Below are 16,002 nucleotides of genomic sequence, written 5' to 3'. Positions count from 1 at the left end.
TTAACAGGAGCTTGTATCAAAAGGGGGAGCTGGGTGGTGTCTTTAGTTTTAATCGGGGTATTTATTTTTGAAAATGAATTTTAATTGATGAGAATAGGAATATATTTTATAGTTGTTTCATTGAGTATGATCGTACTGCAGTTTTCCTGTGACGGATTTACCAAGCTAATTGATGAAGATTATAGAGATCACAAAGCAAAAGGTGTCCTATTTAGTGTGCTGACCAATACGGACGAAAGAGATACGGCTTTTCTAAGCGGGGATTATTATTCATCATTCGTCACAGAGAATTATAAGAATCGGATTTACATCACGAATAGTGTGCCCCCCTATTTTTCTGGTCGGTCCGGCGATATCTATTATCAAGCAGAACTGGCCTTGAAAACCCACAATATGGAAATCCCGTTGACATTCATCCAACAGAATAGGCCGGAAAATATTCGAAATTCATTCTACGCTGTGGAGGGTGAGATGGTGCCCGGAGCGGTTTACCACATTAGAGCAGCGTATGATCCTGAAAACTCCAAACCAGAGGACTATTATTTTAGCAAATGGTCGCCAGTATCGGCCACGGATACCATGCCTGAGGTGGTGGAATTTGAATTGGAAAATGCAAAACTGGAATATCCCAAGAATGATGTATCACCCAGCGGGGGCTATGTCGATGTCATAGTTAAAGACGATTCGGAACGGAACCAGAGTTACCAAATAGCCATATCAGTTCTTTTGAAGTATTATGATGGACGCCATTCTACTACGCGATTGGTGCATTCGCAGATAGAGCAGCCCGTGGAGAATATCGATTTGGAAATTTTCGGGCCATCGAGAAGTGATATTTTCAAACGGGATGAATTCACTGATAATGGAAAAAAGCGAATCCGATTTAGTTTCAATAGTCAATTTGGACCCTACACCAAGGAGTCCTCTTCGGTGATTTTGGTCCGATTGACTACGCTTTCGAACCATTATGCTCAATTTCTAAAAAGTTCAGATCAATACGTTGTGAACGAAGACAATCCATTTGCCGAGCCGGTCGAAATCTATTCCAACGTCGAAAACGGGTATGGTATTTTTGCATTGGGTTCGCGAAGTTATGGTCGGATTGAAGTAAAATAAAGTAGTAGGCAGGCCGTTACTATAACTAAATAACGGAGGACCTTACGGTCAATGTGTGTTGAATGATTTGGTGATTCAGTTTTGTTTTACTCTGATTGTTAATCATATTATTTATGGTTTGATGTAATTGCGGTATAATATTTGCCGTGGTGTCAGTGCTGTGCTTTTCCCCAAAGCTTTTTTTAATGAAGAGATATCTATGGAAAAGCGTTATCTTATTATTGTGCTTTTATTGATGAGCCTGGGTGTACATGGACAGCCTGTCATCCTGGACGGTACCGTCACAGAATCCGGATCCGGAACGACCTTGATCGGTGCTAATGTGCGGGATATGGGGTCGGACAAAGGGACGATGACCGATGGAGACGGTTCTTTTTCACTGCAGGTTTCTGGGGAAGAAGGTCTTCTGGTCATTAGTTACGTGGGGTATCAGGTGGATACCGTATTTTGGTCCTCATCTCAGGACACGATGTTTCATATAGAACTTGTTTCTTCTGTTTATCTCGGTGAAGTAACGATACAGTCCGGGCGTGCAGGACGGATTGAAGACGAAAGCCAGGCCAGTATGCACCGCATATCAATGGAGCAAATCGAAAAGCTGCCCGGTCTTCTGGGTGAAACGGATGTGCTCAAGTCTTTGCAACTGATGCCCGGGGTCCAGAGTGGAACGGAAGGTACCTCCGGGATTTTCGTACGGGGTGGAAGTATTGATCAAAATCTTATTTTAGTCGATGGCGTCGCGATGTACAATCCATCCCATGTGCTCGGTCTGTTCAGTTCATTCAATTCGGACGCTATTCAGAGTGTGCGTATGACGAAAGGCGGATTTCCGGCTCGCTATGGCGGGCGTTTATCTTCGGTCGTAGAGGTTGATATGCGTGCAGGGGACACAAATGATTTTCATGGTTCTGGCCAGATCGGCCTGATTTCCTCCAAGTTGCTTCTCGAAGGACCCATTGTTCGCGGTAAAAGTTCGTTTCTGTTTTCCGTACGCCGATCTTACACCGATCTGATCGCTCGTCCTGTGATCCGAATGACCCGATCTGAGGATAAAGAACAAGTACTTCCTACCGCCTATTTTCATGATGCCAGCATCAAATTGACCCATCGGTTTAGTGATACCGATCTGTTGACCGTCACTGGCTATATGGGTGCTGATAACTACGGCGTCAAGCGAAGTGATGATACGGAGACCACCGATGCTTTTGTGACATGGGGTAATTATTTGGGCACACTCAACTGGAAACACCGAATTAATCCAAAATTATTTACCAATGCTTCCGTGACTTATTCCCGATACCGGCTCGACAATGACGTGGCTTACTCCTTTTTTAAAAATGGGAAGGAAGATTACTTCAATTCCATATATTATTCCGGGATTAGTGACATAGGACTTAACTACTCCTTTGATTTTATGCCCAATCGACACCATTCGCTCAAGATGGGCATGAAGTGGACCCACCACATCTACAGTCCGGGCGCATTGACGTATGGATATGAATTGGATGGAGAGAATATTCGTGAGGATTACCAACAGGGAGAAATGACTTCTCAGGAACGTGCTTTTTTCCTGGAAGATGACTTGGAATACGGGAATTTTAAAATCAATGCCGGATTCCATTTTTCCCAATTCTATACCGATGAAAAACTGTACTATTCCTTCCAGCCCAGATTGAGCATACGTTATTTATTGCCGGGTCGATGGGCAGTCAAAGCTTCCTATGCACAAATGCAACAATACATCAATCTACTGACGAGTGAGTCCTTGAGTCTGCCCAGTGATCTTTGGATACCCAGTACGGATCGCATCGAACCGCAAACCAGCTGGCAGTGGGTGGTCGGTGTGGCTAAAACACTGTGGAAGGACTACGAATTTACTCTGGAGGGGTATTACAAGGAAATGAATAATGTGCTTTCTTACCAACCCGGTGTCAGCTTTATTTTGGATGTGGCTTCTTCCCATGATTGGCAAAGCTCTATAGCTCAGGGAAGGGGGTGGGCCTATGGTGCCGAATTTTTATTCAAAAAGAAGTATGGCCGCACTTCGGGTTGGGTGGGGTATACGTTGTCCTGGAATTACCGTCAATTTGATGAGATCAATCAAGGCGAAAAATTCCCGTTCACCTATGACCGCCGACACGACCTCAGTCTGGTGTTGTCTCATGAGTTGTCGGATCGCTGGTCGGTGTCCGGTGTCTGGATTTATGGGACCGGCAATGCGTATTCGGTACCCGATCGTTATTTTCCAGCTCCGGAAGGGCTGCCAACTGAGATGGGAGGCTATGCGGTATATTCTCAAAAAAACAATTATCGAATGTCTGATTACCATCGATTGGATGTTTCCTTCACACGTACAGGGCAAAAAAAGTGGGGATCGACTACCTGGGAGTTTGGGGCATACAACACTTATTTTCGTAAAAATCCATTTTATGTGTCTCAGGATCAGAACGGGACTGTGAAAGAGGTGTCCATTTTACCGATTATTCCCTACATCAGCTGGGGATTTAAATTTTGAATTGATATGTACAAAATATTGTTTTTTCTGAGCTTTGCTGCCAGTGCATTGTACTGCAGCTGTGAAGGCGATTTTACCCGGGAGGTTACATTGAAACAGATTGAAGTCAGTACCCGGGGGGTCGTATATGGTTTTCTGACCAATACCGATCCACGTGATTTGGCTTTTCGCAGTTTTGGTCATCCTGTAAAACAGGGGCAGGAGCTGGCCGCCAACCGGATTTATATTTCGCACAGCAGTTCGGTGAAACACAAGCACCAATTGTTTTACCAAGCGGAAGTACGTCTTGATTCGGGAGGTTCGGAGATGGAGCTGATTTTTAACAATAGAATCAATGAAAATGGGAATGGCGGGTCGTATTATTCCATTGTCGATGAGATCCACTCAGGAGGGGTTTATTCTTTGAAGGTCCGATTTTCGGATGGTTCCACTGAAACCTCGTTAAATCATTGGCCTGAAGTGTCTGGGATGGATAGCGTTCCCGAACCAGTTCCTTTTATTTTGGAAGGGGGTTCCCTGGAGGTTTCGGAGAAGAATTCCCAATATTTGGAGGGGTATGTCGACCTGAAAGTGGAAGATGAGCGACATCGGCAGAATGTATATCAGATCGAAATTTCTGCGGTCACTGGAGAAGATACATCGGTCATTCAACCGGGGGACAAGCCGGTCTATGGTGTGATCCAAAAACAAGCGAACCGGGTGGAATCCGAAGTCTATGGCGTGTTGCCCAACGATATGTTTGAAGAGATCAATTTTACCCGGGCGGGGCGAAAGCGGGTTTATTTCAAACTGGATAACGGAACCGGTCAGTTTAATTCCGGTCAGCCTGTGCGTATACTGGTCCGTTTGTCCAATCTGTCCGAAGACTACATCCGGTTTTTAAAAAGTTCGAGGCAGTATACAGCGAATCAGGACAATCCTTTCACGGAACCTGTCGAGATTTATTCCAACATCAAGAATGGGTATGGTGTTTTTGCATCGATGGCGAGGAGCTATGGAGAGATTGGGTTGTAGATTGTAGACTCACACCCGTCCAAAATAAATTTCAGAGATAAATAAAACTGTTCAAAACAAGTAAATTAGACTAAGTAGAATACTCTACTTGGAAATCAAACCTATTTCCAGGATCCCATTTTTTTATCATTTTGCTGAAGCAATTTTAATTTTATTCTCTATAAGCACCCTGATCATTTTCACTCTAAAGCTTAACATTGAACCCCGTACGGGGTTCTTAATTGGGATGGTCTCTATTTCCCCCGGCTGTACTTCGCTTGCCGGGGGTTATTCACTTTGAACCCCATCCGGAGTTCTGAGTAGCGGTGATCTCTAATTATCGTGAGATTTTACTGTATTTGATCCCATATTGACTACCCAAAAACGCCGGAGGTGTTGAAGGTGAATAACCCCGAATAAGCCGATAGGCGCCATTCGGGGAGGGCAATGTTAGTGCTTTGAACTCTGTAGGTGTTCAACCTGACCATCTTATTTTTTTGACTGGGTTTTGGTATTTTAATCACCTGATTATATGGAATTATCAACCACATCTTATTTACTTATTTTGGACGCTTCTATTGTAGACTGTAGATTTTAGATGTTGGCACACATTCGCTGTGGGTAGTTGATACGCTGGGTGTTTCCTTGCTTTGCTACAGGAGATAAACCTTGTCTGGGATCTTTATAACAATCTTCGTGGACACGATCTTTGTTTGTGTGTCGCCTTGAGAAAGTGCCATAGGCTCGATTCCATGTGGTAGCCGCTGGTTTTATAAAAATAAGATTATACTTCCACTTACCCTTTTTCGTTATTATTCATAATTAACTCTTTTTACCACATTAGGGATTGGGATGAAATAAAATAACAGGAATTGACTACGCTATTTTGTGCATTAACGAGACAAAAAATACAGCTATAGCCATATCTAAAGCGAGGCTTTTTAACGAAGTAAATGTGCATTAGAGCAAGTCAAAACTGTTAGGTTATTCCGTACCGGACCCTTAATAATTTTTTCTTTTTTGAAGAAGATGAATTCTGAATGAGAACCATTATAATTATTGGATATATAGCAGGTGTTGTAATACTACTTTTCCAGTCCTGCACCAAAGAAGTTTCTTTCAAGCAAAAGGAAGTAGAACACCGCTTAGTGGTCAACGGGTTGATCGAGCCGGACAGCCTGATCACGGTGCGCATCAGTGGCACGGTGTCGATTATGGAAGACAAGGCTCCGCAGATCGAGGATGCGGTGGTGAACCTGAGCATTGACGGAAATTTTTCAGAGACTTTGCAGTATCAGGGAGAAGGAATGTATTCATCAACGACCCGGGCAATTCCTGGGAGTTCGTATGCCATCGAGGTATCCGCTCCCGGGTATCCGGATGTGTATGCAATGGATACGCTGCCCGTCGCCGTTCCTGTACTGGGTGGTAGTCACCGCTACTCTGGTTCCTGCCAGCTTTTTCGCTAAAGGATGCATGCCTTATTCAGAATCTTTATTTTGAATTATAATCACCATTGATCAATACCCAATGACCATCAACCATTCACCAATACCCATTGACCAATGATCATCAACCAGTCACCATCAATAATCACCTCGGCATTTTCCACCCGTTGTGATAGTCTGCTGCGAGTAATTTATTTGCCGATTTTTCCTTGAATTTATGCTTTTTGTCATCCCAGTGAACCTTCTCGTTGGACTTGAGTGCTATATTGCCCATGTGGCATACCACTGCAGCATCGTAGCCCACTTGCATGGGGGTGTTCAGTGCTGATGCATCCCTGGATTTGACCACATCGATAAAATTGGCGGTATTCAGATCCAGTCCATTGTCTACGGATGGATTCCAATCGATGGCTTCGATTTTATCCTTTCCGCCTTCTTGTTCGGGCATGACTTTCCAGCCGCTGCGGTTCAAAGCTAACGTCCCGTCATTTCCGATAAATCCGATCCCGTGGTTCATGCCAAAGTTTCCTGAATTGATTCCCGTACCATGCTCCCATAACATTGAAAAGTCACCATAATCATACACGGTTTGCATGGTGTCCGGGGTCTCCTCTGCGGTGTCGGGGTACCCGTATTTGCCACCAATGGCCATGACACTCTTGGGGTAGACGACATTCATACCATAGATTCCGTAGTCCATCAGGTGAACCCCCCAATCGGTCATCATCCCACCAGCATAATCCCAGAACCAGCGAAAATTGAAATGAAACCGATTTTCGTTGAAAGGTCTTTGGGGCGCCGGACCCAACCACATGGCGTAATCGACGCCCTCAGGCACCGGTGTGTTGGGTTTGAACGGAACGGGTTTCATCCAGCCTTGAAAAGACCAGACCTTGACTTCCCGTATTTTGCCCAGTTTGCCGGAACGAACATATTGGATGGCATCATTGAAGTGTTTTTGACTCCGCTGCCATTGACCGATCTGGACCATCCGGTCTGAACTATTTACTTTATCCAACATGACATCGCATTCATGAATGGAATTGGCAATCGGTTTTTCACAATAGATGTCTTTTCCGGCATCCAGTGCATCGGTGAGCTGCAAGCAATGCCAGTGGTCCGGTGTGCCGATAACTACCACATCGATGTCTTTATTCTCCAGCATTTTACGGTAATCCGTGTATTGCGCGGGTTTCTTCAACCCATTTTTTTCCAGGTCAGCTGTTCGACGATCCAGCACACGTTGATCGACATCACAGAGTGCAATGCATTCGGTTTCTGGCAACTTAAGTAACGATGAAAGGTCTGAGAATCCCATTCCATTGCATCCGATCAATCCAATTTGTATTTTGTCATTCGGTGCTGTTTTTCGTTTTTTTTGGAGAAAGGAGGTCCAGGCCGATCCGCTGAACAGGCTTCCTGCCGCAAGGGTCATTCCACTGTGTTTTACAAATTTTCTTCGTTTCATGTTGATTGGATAATAGGTATTTAAATAAATGTTTCAGGCCGTCTCCTTCCCAGCAATAGTCCATCATGCTAACTTCTTCCAATATAAAAAAAATATGTCGTTTCTCAGATAAGCAAATTAAAATCCGTGAAGATTAGATGACAAATAAATTAAGATTACATCTCGTCAGATTCTTTGAGGTCTTATAGCGAATTTACGCATCCTTGAGTGCTCAGTTTCATAAATTATTTTAATTAATCCAGGCGCTTCCAGTTCGTTTCACGCTCCCGAATCGCCTGGCTCAATCTGCGATTCGTGAGCCCGTAGGGATCTGGAAGCGCATTTTATTAAATATATAGATTTATGAAACGCACCACTAGTTGGACTATTTGGTATGGGCACAATCTCCTATTGCTGCTAATCATCTTTTTTGAGAAAATCAAAAAATCCTTTTTCCTCCTTCTCCTCATCGACCGTATGGATATCGACCTTATCGTCGATTTGTGCATCAAAGGCTTGTATAAATGCGTTTTTAAGTACGTTTCCAATCGTCGCCAGAATTCCAACATCACTTTCAGTGGTGGTTCCGCTGAATGGGACTTCCGTTGCAAATTGGTCCTTTTTTTGGTTTTGAAATATCTTCATAGTCGTACCGACCACCACTTCCCAGGCTTTTCTCCAGAAACTGGCTGATTCATTGCTAAGATCAATCACCTGGATTTCCTTTAAGATCGGTTTGACATATCCTTCATATTTCCCATCATCCATGGCTACCTCTGAAAACACATCCAGGATGCCTTCTTTAAAGGTGAAAAGAGCATACGCTTCGGTAAAATCATTGAGAAATGGTAAATCAATCTGTTCGATGGCAATATCCAGGTCAAAATCAGGAATCGCTTTGAGCATGTTCAAATCCATCTCCACTGTTAGACTTCCGTTCCCGCTCGTGTTCGCGGAGGCCTCAATGTGAGAAGGCAGCTTCTTTTTCTTTTTGTCCACTGTACTTAAATTCGTTGCTGTTCCATTTAATCCAGAAACCTCAATAGCAACTTCTGGGCTTGCCTGAAGATCCTTATAATGGACTGATCCATGTATTATCTCAAACCGGTTTATTTTGATGGGAACCAAGGCATCCAACGTTTCCAGCCAGTTTTCATCTTCACCCGATTGTTGTTCACCAGCCGGACTTTTGGTGAAGTTAAGAGCTGGGTTCTCCATGAAGACTTCGGCCACGATGGCTCCCCGGAATAAGGCATTCCATTCTATAGAGATATCCGTCAGTGGTATTTCGACAAAGGGTTCTGGAAACTCACCATCTATTTTCTCAATGGTCAGTGAGTCAATGCGATAAGCTCCCCGATATAGGGCAATGTCGATATCATCTACATGCCCACGGTAGCCTTCCAGGTTGTCCAACGCTTTATTAACGTAGTGCAGTGCGACGGGTTCCAGGGCAATGCGAATAGCTACTATCAGAAAGAGGATCAAAGCAATTATCCACCATATTCTTTTTCTGGGTCGTATTTTCATGGGATCAGAAGCGAATAAACTTCTTACTGAATGCAATGCCATCTTTTCTGAAAAATTGAATGAAGTACATTCCCGGCGGGTAAGACTCTAAAGAAAGAATTATTTCATCCTGAAGTTGATCTATTTCTTTAATAATCTGCTGTTGTCCGTTGATCACCCTTATTCTATCATAAGATTGACTGTCATCGGTAAAGCGAATATACAGGGAATTCGAAGATACCGGGTTCGGGAAAAGCTGGATTTTATTCTCGAAATTCTGGGTGTACGCTGAGGTCATGGTGCGGTCTACAATAAGCGATTGGTTGACACAACCCCGGGCATCGGTCACTTTGAGCTGGTATTGTTTCCCATCAGTCACGTTCAACAGATTTTTATTGTCACTGATGACTTTTCCTTCGCGGTACCATTGGTACTGAAGGGGGGAATTGCCACCCGTAATATTTGGAATGATATCTATAAAACCATCGTTTTCAACTACTTTGTTTACTTCGACTTCCAGTGGGGCGGGACCTTCTATATATGCTGATAATTCAAAAACACAGCCTTTGCCCTCTGTCACGGTCACCTTATATTCTTTTTGGTTGACAATGCCATAAATGTAATCCTGGTCCGACCCATCCCCCCACTCATAGGTAACAGGGGTGGCTGAATTTCGTAAAGCTACAGCGATGGAACCATCTTCCCCGGTACTACACTGGGGTTCTTCAATGATCAGAAAAGATCGAACCCTTGAATTAGCCACGATGACCGTGACTTCAGCCCGTAAGGTGTCACCAGGTTTGATCACGTAGTAATACCGGTCCACATAGGTGCCAGATGTGGTAATTTCCCGGGTAGTCGTTTTTACAATACCTCCTGAAGTGGAGTTGGCACAATTCCCCCGGACCATGGGTGGTGTATATTGGGCCACACCGTTGCACAATGCCGTATAAACCGTGTCCTGGTAGATGAGTTGAATCGAGTGGGTGTCTTTGACTTCCACTTGAATTGATTTGGTTGTTGTATTTCCCACACCATCAGAAATGTAAAAGTTAATGTTGTTCACACCCAGATCCTCACAAGTAAAAGCATCAAAATCGAATTCATAGCTCAGGTCATTGTGACAATTATCGCGGGCATTGATCAACACGTCCGATGGACTAATCGTGGCTTTCCCATTGGCATCAAGATGTCGGATTAATCGGGGTCTTACCAGTGCTGCGGGCGGAACCTGGTCTTCGTTGATAATCACAATACTATCTGAAACCGAACATCTTCGCCGGTCGCGAATCGTAAAATGATAGGTCCCGGCTGACAGATTATTTCGTACAACTTGGTTGTTTTGATCTCGCCAATCTACCTGATAGGGCTCTACGGCATCCTCTATGATCAGTTCGATGCGCCCCGATGTCTGTGATTCACATTCTGAAGGATCAACCAATGCGGTGACTAGTAATTGGCAGGGACGTGCATTGACATTAAAGCGGGTCGAATCGACACATCCGTGTGCATCGACTACTGAAAAAAAGTATGCCCCTGTGTCCACTTGCTCCAGGGTATGCATCGAGTCCGTGATGACCTCCAGGGTATCTTGATTAAACACCATCGTCATCTGAAATGGGGCGGTCCCACCGTTGATGGTGAGATCGATAAATCCATCGTTGAGATCGGATTGGGTGGGGGGAGAAATAAAGGGAGCGATTTCAAGTAGGCCGGGTTCTGGTATGAAAAACTCTTTGGTCTTAAATGCCGCTCCATCCGTGTTGAATACGGTGAGCTGGTAATGTCCACCATTCACATAGATCAGATCTTTTGAAGTGGAACTGTCACTCCATTCATACCGGTCAATGGTGCCGGGAATCACAATGTCTTTGAGTAAAATCGCTCCATCAGCGCTTTGATAACAGGTCGGAGAAGCAATGGTGTCAACCGTATAGCTGATTGCTGTACTGTCCGGCATTTGGGCATGCACGAATGTAGCGGTAAAAAACAATGCGAAAAAGCATATCTTTGCACTCATAGTACGGTCTGAATGAAGAATAAGAGTGAAAAGATAACAAATTAGTTGAATCTCTCAAAAATATTTAATTTTTGAATGTTTGAGGCTGGAATCTGGAGACCGTGTACTTCCTTGGTATGTGGGATGAAACCCAATATACCTCAGAAGCGCATCTACCGTTGCGGATTGATCAAACCCCGGTGTCACTATAACGTAGTAATATAGTAGTAACATAATAACCAATAACCAAAGCGAAACGTCCCAAAACCCAAAAGCGCAGCGTCCTAATACCCAATAACCTTTCTACTCCATTTCGCCGCTAAACAACGAATCCACAAAAGCTTGTTTGTTGAATATTTGCAACTGTTCGATGCCTTCACCCACACCGATATATCGAATGGGAATTTGAAATTGATCCGAGATTCCGAGCACGACACCTCCTTTGGCTGTACCATCCAGCTTAGTCAGAGCCAGATCGCTGACTTCAGTGGCTTCGGTGAACTTGGAGCATTGTTCAAAGGCATTCTGACCGGTGGAAGCATCAAGAACCAGCAGCACTTCGTGAGGTGCTCCATCGAGCGCTTTGCTCACAGATCGTTTTATTTTAGACAATTCCCGCATAAGGTTCATTTTTGTATGAAGCCTTCCGGCCGTATCAATAATGGCTATGTCGAGATCGTTTTTGATGGCGTGTTGAACCGTTTCAAAAGCCACCGCTGCGGGATCAGAATGCATCCCTTTGGAATAGAAATCACAACCGACGCGTTCTGACCATATTTGGAGCTGATCCACAGCCGCTGCACGAAATGTGTCTCCGGCACCCAGTACCACCCCGTATCCGTTTTTCTTGTATTGATGAGCCAGCTTTCCAATGGTGGTTGTTTTTCCAACGCCGTTTACACCCACGACGAGGATGACAAAGGGTTTTTTATCTTCAGGAACGACATAATCTTCAAAGTTTTCAGTTCTGTTTTCAGAAAGTAGGGTTACAATCTCATCCTTAAGCAGCGTATTGAGCTCGGTGGTATTGATGTATTTATCTTTGGCCACGCGTTCTTCCAACCGGTCGATAATTTTTATGGTTGTTTCGAGACCGACATCTGCGGAAACAAGAATTCCTTCCAGTTCGTCCAGAAAACCTTCATCTACCGTGCTTTTCCCCGCGACGGCTTTTGTGATTTTTGAAAAAAGGCTTGATTTTGTTTTTTCAAGACCTTTATCCAGGTCTTCTTCTTTTTCCTTCGTAAAAAACTTTTTAAAAAAACTCATTGCAGATTATTTGGACCTTCGGGATACAGATTACGACCTTTTTATATCCCGGGTCTTGATTTTTAAAATGAGAGAAAAATCTTCCATCACTCAAACATACAAAAAAGGCCTTTCACATGGAAAAGCCTTTATCTTGGATTAAATTTTTAATTGGGCCTATTTATTTGCGAAAAATTCTTTGGCCTGATCTTTAGGAATAATCATTTCTTTGAATGAATATTTACCTGTTTCCGGGTTCTTGATACTCTTGATCACTTTTACATGATCTCTTCCAGAACCTGCGTTCGCAGAACGCTGGGCTACCCGGGCGTTTTTTGATACTTTCTTTGCCATAGCTTATTTGATTTCTTTATGAACAGTATATTTTCTTAAGATCGGATTGTATTTTTTCAATTCCAATCTTTCCGGTGTGTTTTTCCGGTTTTTCTGAGTGACGTATCGAGACGTTCCCGCTTGACCGGTTTCTTTGTGCTCTGTGCACTCAAGGATTACCTGTATGCGATTGCCTTTTGATTTCTTTGCCATAATGCTGCTGCTTTTATAGTTTTACAGGAATGTCTCTTCCTTTCTTTTGCAATTTTTTCAGATAGGCATATAAGCCCAGCTTATCGATCGTTTTCATCGCCTTGGTGGACACCTTCAACGTGACGGTTTTATCCAGCTCAGGGATGTAGAACTTTTTTTTGATCAGGTTGGGTTCAAATCGTCGCTTTGATTTCACGTTTGAGTGTGAAATTTTATGTCCGACGACCGGCCGCTTTCCTGTTAACTCACATACCTTCGACATAACTTGTAGTTTAAATATATTTTCAATCAATTCATCGGTGTGACCTCGGCAGGATTCGAACCTGCAACCTCCTGATTCGTAGTCAGGTGCTCTATCCAGTTAAGCTACGAAGCCATTTTTACCCACCTTTCAGGCGAAATAGGGGACAAAGATATTAAAAATATTTTATTCGTGGTAGAATTATTTGAAATTTCAGATTTCAAGTGGTTGTTATTTCCAAAATATCTATAGACCGTCTACTCTTTTACTTAATTATTTTCAGAATGAGGGGGCGTGTAGAAGTAATACCAGTTGTATCTAATAATGCCGTAAAAGATTTTGTTAAAATTCAAAGTTTGTCGAGGAAGAAAAGGAGTTACAACTGACATAGCCTAGCCCCTTTTTCCATTCGCCTTTCACCTACTATTCTTTTCCTTACATCTTCACAAACTGCTGTGTTGTCGCTATGCCGTTTTGAACCAAAGTAATGGCATAAACCCCTGCCGGGAGTTGATGGACACTGATCTTGGCGGGATGGTCCGTGATCGGGTCAATGGTATCCTCTTTGATCAATTTTCCGATCATATCGAATATGAGGACTTGTATCGGCTTATCCGTGGTTTTAACGGCGTAGTCGATGAACAGATCCATTTGTGTTGCATTGGGATACAATTTTTGGATCGCAATGGGCTGATCCGTTTCAGGTATATAATACCGGGCATAAACGCATTCCAGGGTAGCGAGAGCATTGAGGTATCCGCCAGTGGCGTTTTCATCAATCAGGTCCGGGGCCGAGGTGGTGTTCTCCAGCAGGCAGGTCCGGATGGCTGCCGATACCTCGAGGGGGTTGGTCTCTATAGCCCGTTGCATGCTGTCGAGTCCCAAGGAATAGGCCAGACTGATGACGCCCGAAATCTGCGGCGCTGCAAACGAGGTTCCGGAATCTTCAATGTATTCTCCGGGCTTGGATACCACCAATATCTTTTCTGCAGGTGCTGCCAGGTCGATGTTTTCTATTCCCCGACCGGAGTAATTATTTTCCCGATCGCGATCGATGGAATTGACTATGATCAAATCCAGGGAGGAACAGTCACTGGGCAAATCTCCATTGATATCTACATTCACATCCTGATTCGACGTGGCTCCTACACTCAAGATACCCACGGAACCCATCTTATCAAACATCTCGCAAAAAAGAGGGGCGTCTTCTTCATAATATCCATCCAGACCAAAAGAACTGTTGGTTGCAACTATAAAAGCACCCTTTTCTCCGTTTGTCTCGTTGAATGTCTTGCGCATCTGATAGAAGTATTCGTAGGCTTTGATGGTCTCGGCATCTGTATTGCGTGCTTCCAGGGTCAGCGGCAGAACCTTCCCCTGCCAGTTAATACCAGCCACACCAATCCCATTATTACCCAGCGCCGCCATGACCGAAACGACCGCATCGCCGTGGTAGGTGTAGTCGATGTAGTGATTCCCATCCTCGCTGTCAAAATTCCATCCGTGGACATCATCGATGTATCCGTTATTATCGTCATCGATGCCATTCCCTGGAATCTCGCCCGGATTGGTATAAAGAATTCCCTGCAAATCGGGCCGTGAAAAATCATAACCGGCCTCCAGCACGCCGATCACTGGTTCAAAGTATCCCGAGTCAATCATTCCGGTTGCAAGCTGCCAGGCTTCCGGCATATGGATCATGTCCAGATACCATTGCTCGGAGAATTTAGGGTCATTGGGCGTGATTCTTCTCCGTTCATAACTCCTGTTGGGTTGATAAGCGATTATGCCGGGACAATTATTTAGGAGTGGGGTCCATCCCTTTGATTTTCGGGTCGGGGTATGAACGAGTGTGAGCTCATAAGCCCGGATACTCATAGCAACCAAATGAATTTCCGCATGGATGTTGTGTTGTTTAAAGTAGGCGTCTATGGCATGGAGGTCCGACGATTCGGCCAACTGAATGATATACGAATTCTGTGATTGAGCAGAAAGTGAAGTGACACCGTACAGAAGGAAGCCAAGAAGGCAAAGAAAACGGAAATGTTTCACGAATGGAAAATAATTATTGGTTGATAAATATCAGTTGATTGGTACCTATAACGCACAATCGTCCAATATTATTCAATGGGTAGTCTTCGAGGTTGAAAATATTTTCCCAGGACGAAGATAGCCCTGCCGTTAACCGGGTACGGTATATTCGTGACCCTTTGGCCATCCAGAGGTGCTTTTCGTTTTCAAGAAAAAAATCTTCCGCACCGGGGATGGTTTTGCATATGATCCTGATTTGCCCCGTGAGTCGGTCATACGCTTTTATATACCAGGTGTCAGCACTGTATTTATGGACGAAATACAGTGCTCCGTCGGTGTCTCGGGCCAGTGATCGTCCTGCATTGTCGATGATTTTCTTTTTCTGACCCGTTTTTATATTGATTTCATACAAGTTAAGCTGATTGTTTTCGATCAAAACCACTGCAACCAAAGTTGTCGTGACGGAGCTGAAGTAAGCCACATTGCTTTCCGGTAAGACCTTCTCCAGTTGGTGACCGTCGTATTGCCAGAGCTCCTGAAATTTGGTCTCCGGATTCATACGGACAAACAACAGATTTCTGTCAATAACTTGAGGTGAATATTCAGCGTCTTTGGTGTCCGTGACCCTTCTGATGGACTTCTCTCTCAGGTTCAGTGCAATGATATTGGTATTGCTTTGCTTTCGTTCTTTCCATGAAGAGGAAAGATAAAGTTCCTGACCGTCATAGAAGGGCTGGTTGTTGTATCCTTCGGAATTGAATCCGGTCAATAAATCCAATCTTTGAATTTTATTTTGATCGGAGGAGCTGGGATCCCATTCCAATAAGTACGCATTGGAGGATACCTGAGCTATCCCTGTAGAAACCCCTAAAAGAAAAAAGAGGACGTAGACTATCTTTTTCACAGGCA

The 16,002-nt window shown here is 44.0% G+C and carries 13 protein-coding genes and 1 tRNA gene; 4 read left to right on the top strand and 10 right to left on the bottom strand.

The genetic code is table 11. The features are described 5' to 3' along the window. Nucleotides 1–87 precede the first annotated feature (87 nt). The 4 genes from KUV50_RS04695 (at nt 88) to KUV50_RS04680 (ending at nt 6,093) form a co-directional block, all read left to right on the top strand. Nucleotides 88–1,116, top strand: a complete 1,029-nt coding sequence (locus KUV50_RS04695; RefSeq protein ID WP_222578944.1) for a DUF4249 family protein — start codon at nt 88–90, stop codon at nt 1,114–1,116. Between the two features lie 199 nt (nt 1,117–1,315). Next, nucleotides 1,316–3,631, top strand: coding sequence for a TonB-dependent receptor plug domain-containing protein (locus KUV50_RS04690; protein WP_222578943.1), 2,316 nt, complete (start codon nt 1,316–1,318; stop codon nt 3,629–3,631). A 6-nt stretch (nt 3,632–3,637) separates the two neighbouring features. Then, nucleotides 3,638–4,645, top strand: coding sequence for a DUF4249 family protein (locus tag KUV50_RS04685; RefSeq protein ID WP_222578942.1), 1,008 nt, complete (start codon nt 3,638–3,640; stop codon nt 4,643–4,645). A gap of 1,019 nt (nt 4,646–5,664) precedes the next feature. Further along, nucleotides 5,665–6,093: a DUF4249 family protein gene (locus tag KUV50_RS04680; RefSeq protein WP_222578941.1), complete on the top strand. Its 429-nt coding sequence runs from the start codon at nt 5,665–5,667 to the stop codon at nt 6,091–6,093. A gap of 124 nt (nt 6,094–6,217) precedes the next feature. Here the strand turns inward: KUV50_RS04680 and KUV50_RS04675 are convergent, their stop codons facing one another. From KUV50_RS04675 to KUV50_RS04630, 10 genes are all read right to left on the bottom strand, one after another. Further along, entirely contained in the window at nt 6,218–7,540 is a 1,323-nt protein-coding gene (locus tag KUV50_RS04675) for a Gfo/Idh/MocA family protein (protein ID WP_222578940.1), read from the bottom strand. A 396-nt stretch (nt 7,541–7,936) separates the two neighbouring features. Further along, nucleotides 7,937–9,049, bottom strand: coding sequence for a DUF748 domain-containing protein (locus KUV50_RS04670; RefSeq protein WP_222578939.1), 1,113 nt, complete (start codon nt 9,047–9,049; stop codon nt 7,937–7,939). Nucleotides 9,050–9,053: 4 nt separating this feature from the next. Next, complete coding sequence (locus tag KUV50_RS04665) at nt 9,054–11,048, bottom strand: T9SS type A sorting domain-containing protein (RefSeq protein WP_222578938.1); 1,995 nt, start codon at nt 11,046–11,048, stop codon at nt 9,054–9,056. A gap of 282 nt (nt 11,049–11,330) precedes the next feature. After that, complete coding sequence (gene ftsY, locus KUV50_RS04660) at nt 11,331–12,296, bottom strand: signal recognition particle-docking protein FtsY (protein WP_222578937.1); 966 nt, start codon at nt 12,294–12,296, stop codon at nt 11,331–11,333. A 156-nt stretch (nt 12,297–12,452) separates the two neighbouring features. Further along, nucleotides 12,453–12,629 (bottom strand): DUF4295 domain-containing protein, encoded by a 177-nt coding sequence (locus tag KUV50_RS04655; protein WP_222578936.1) that lies wholly within the window; start codon nt 12,627–12,629, stop codon nt 12,453–12,455. A 3-nt stretch (nt 12,630–12,632) separates the two neighbouring features. Beyond that, a complete protein-coding gene (gene rpmG, locus KUV50_RS04650) occupies nt 12,633–12,821 on the bottom strand; it encodes a 50S ribosomal protein L33 (protein ID WP_222578935.1) in 189 nt (62 codons plus the stop codon). Between the two features lie 13 nt (nt 12,822–12,834). Next, on the bottom strand, nt 12,835–13,083 hold the full coding sequence (gene rpmB, locus KUV50_RS04645) for a 50S ribosomal protein L28 (RefSeq protein ID WP_222578934.1): 249 nt from the start codon (nt 13,081–13,083) through the stop codon (nt 12,835–12,837). A 40-nt stretch (nt 13,084–13,123) separates the two neighbouring features. Then, nucleotides 13,124–13,197: transfer RNA gene (locus tag KUV50_RS04640), tRNA-Arg, on the bottom strand. Between the two features lie 300 nt (nt 13,198–13,497). Next, entirely contained in the window at nt 13,498–15,114 is a 1,617-nt protein-coding gene (locus tag KUV50_RS04635; RefSeq protein WP_222578933.1) for a S8 family peptidase, read from the bottom strand. A 13-nt stretch (nt 15,115–15,127) separates the two neighbouring features. Beyond that, nucleotides 15,128–15,997 (bottom strand): hypothetical protein, encoded by an 870-nt coding sequence (locus tag KUV50_RS04630; RefSeq protein WP_222578932.1) that lies wholly within the window; start codon nt 15,995–15,997, stop codon nt 15,128–15,130. Between the last annotated feature and the right edge of the window lie 5 nt (nt 15,998–16,002).

It is taken from the genome of Membranihabitans marinus, from assembly GCF_019802045.1.
GTDB lineage: Bacteria > Bacteroidota > Bacteroidia > Chitinophagales > Saprospiraceae > Membranihabitans > Membranihabitans marinus_A.
This window is presented reverse-complemented; position numbering and strand designations above follow the sequence as displayed.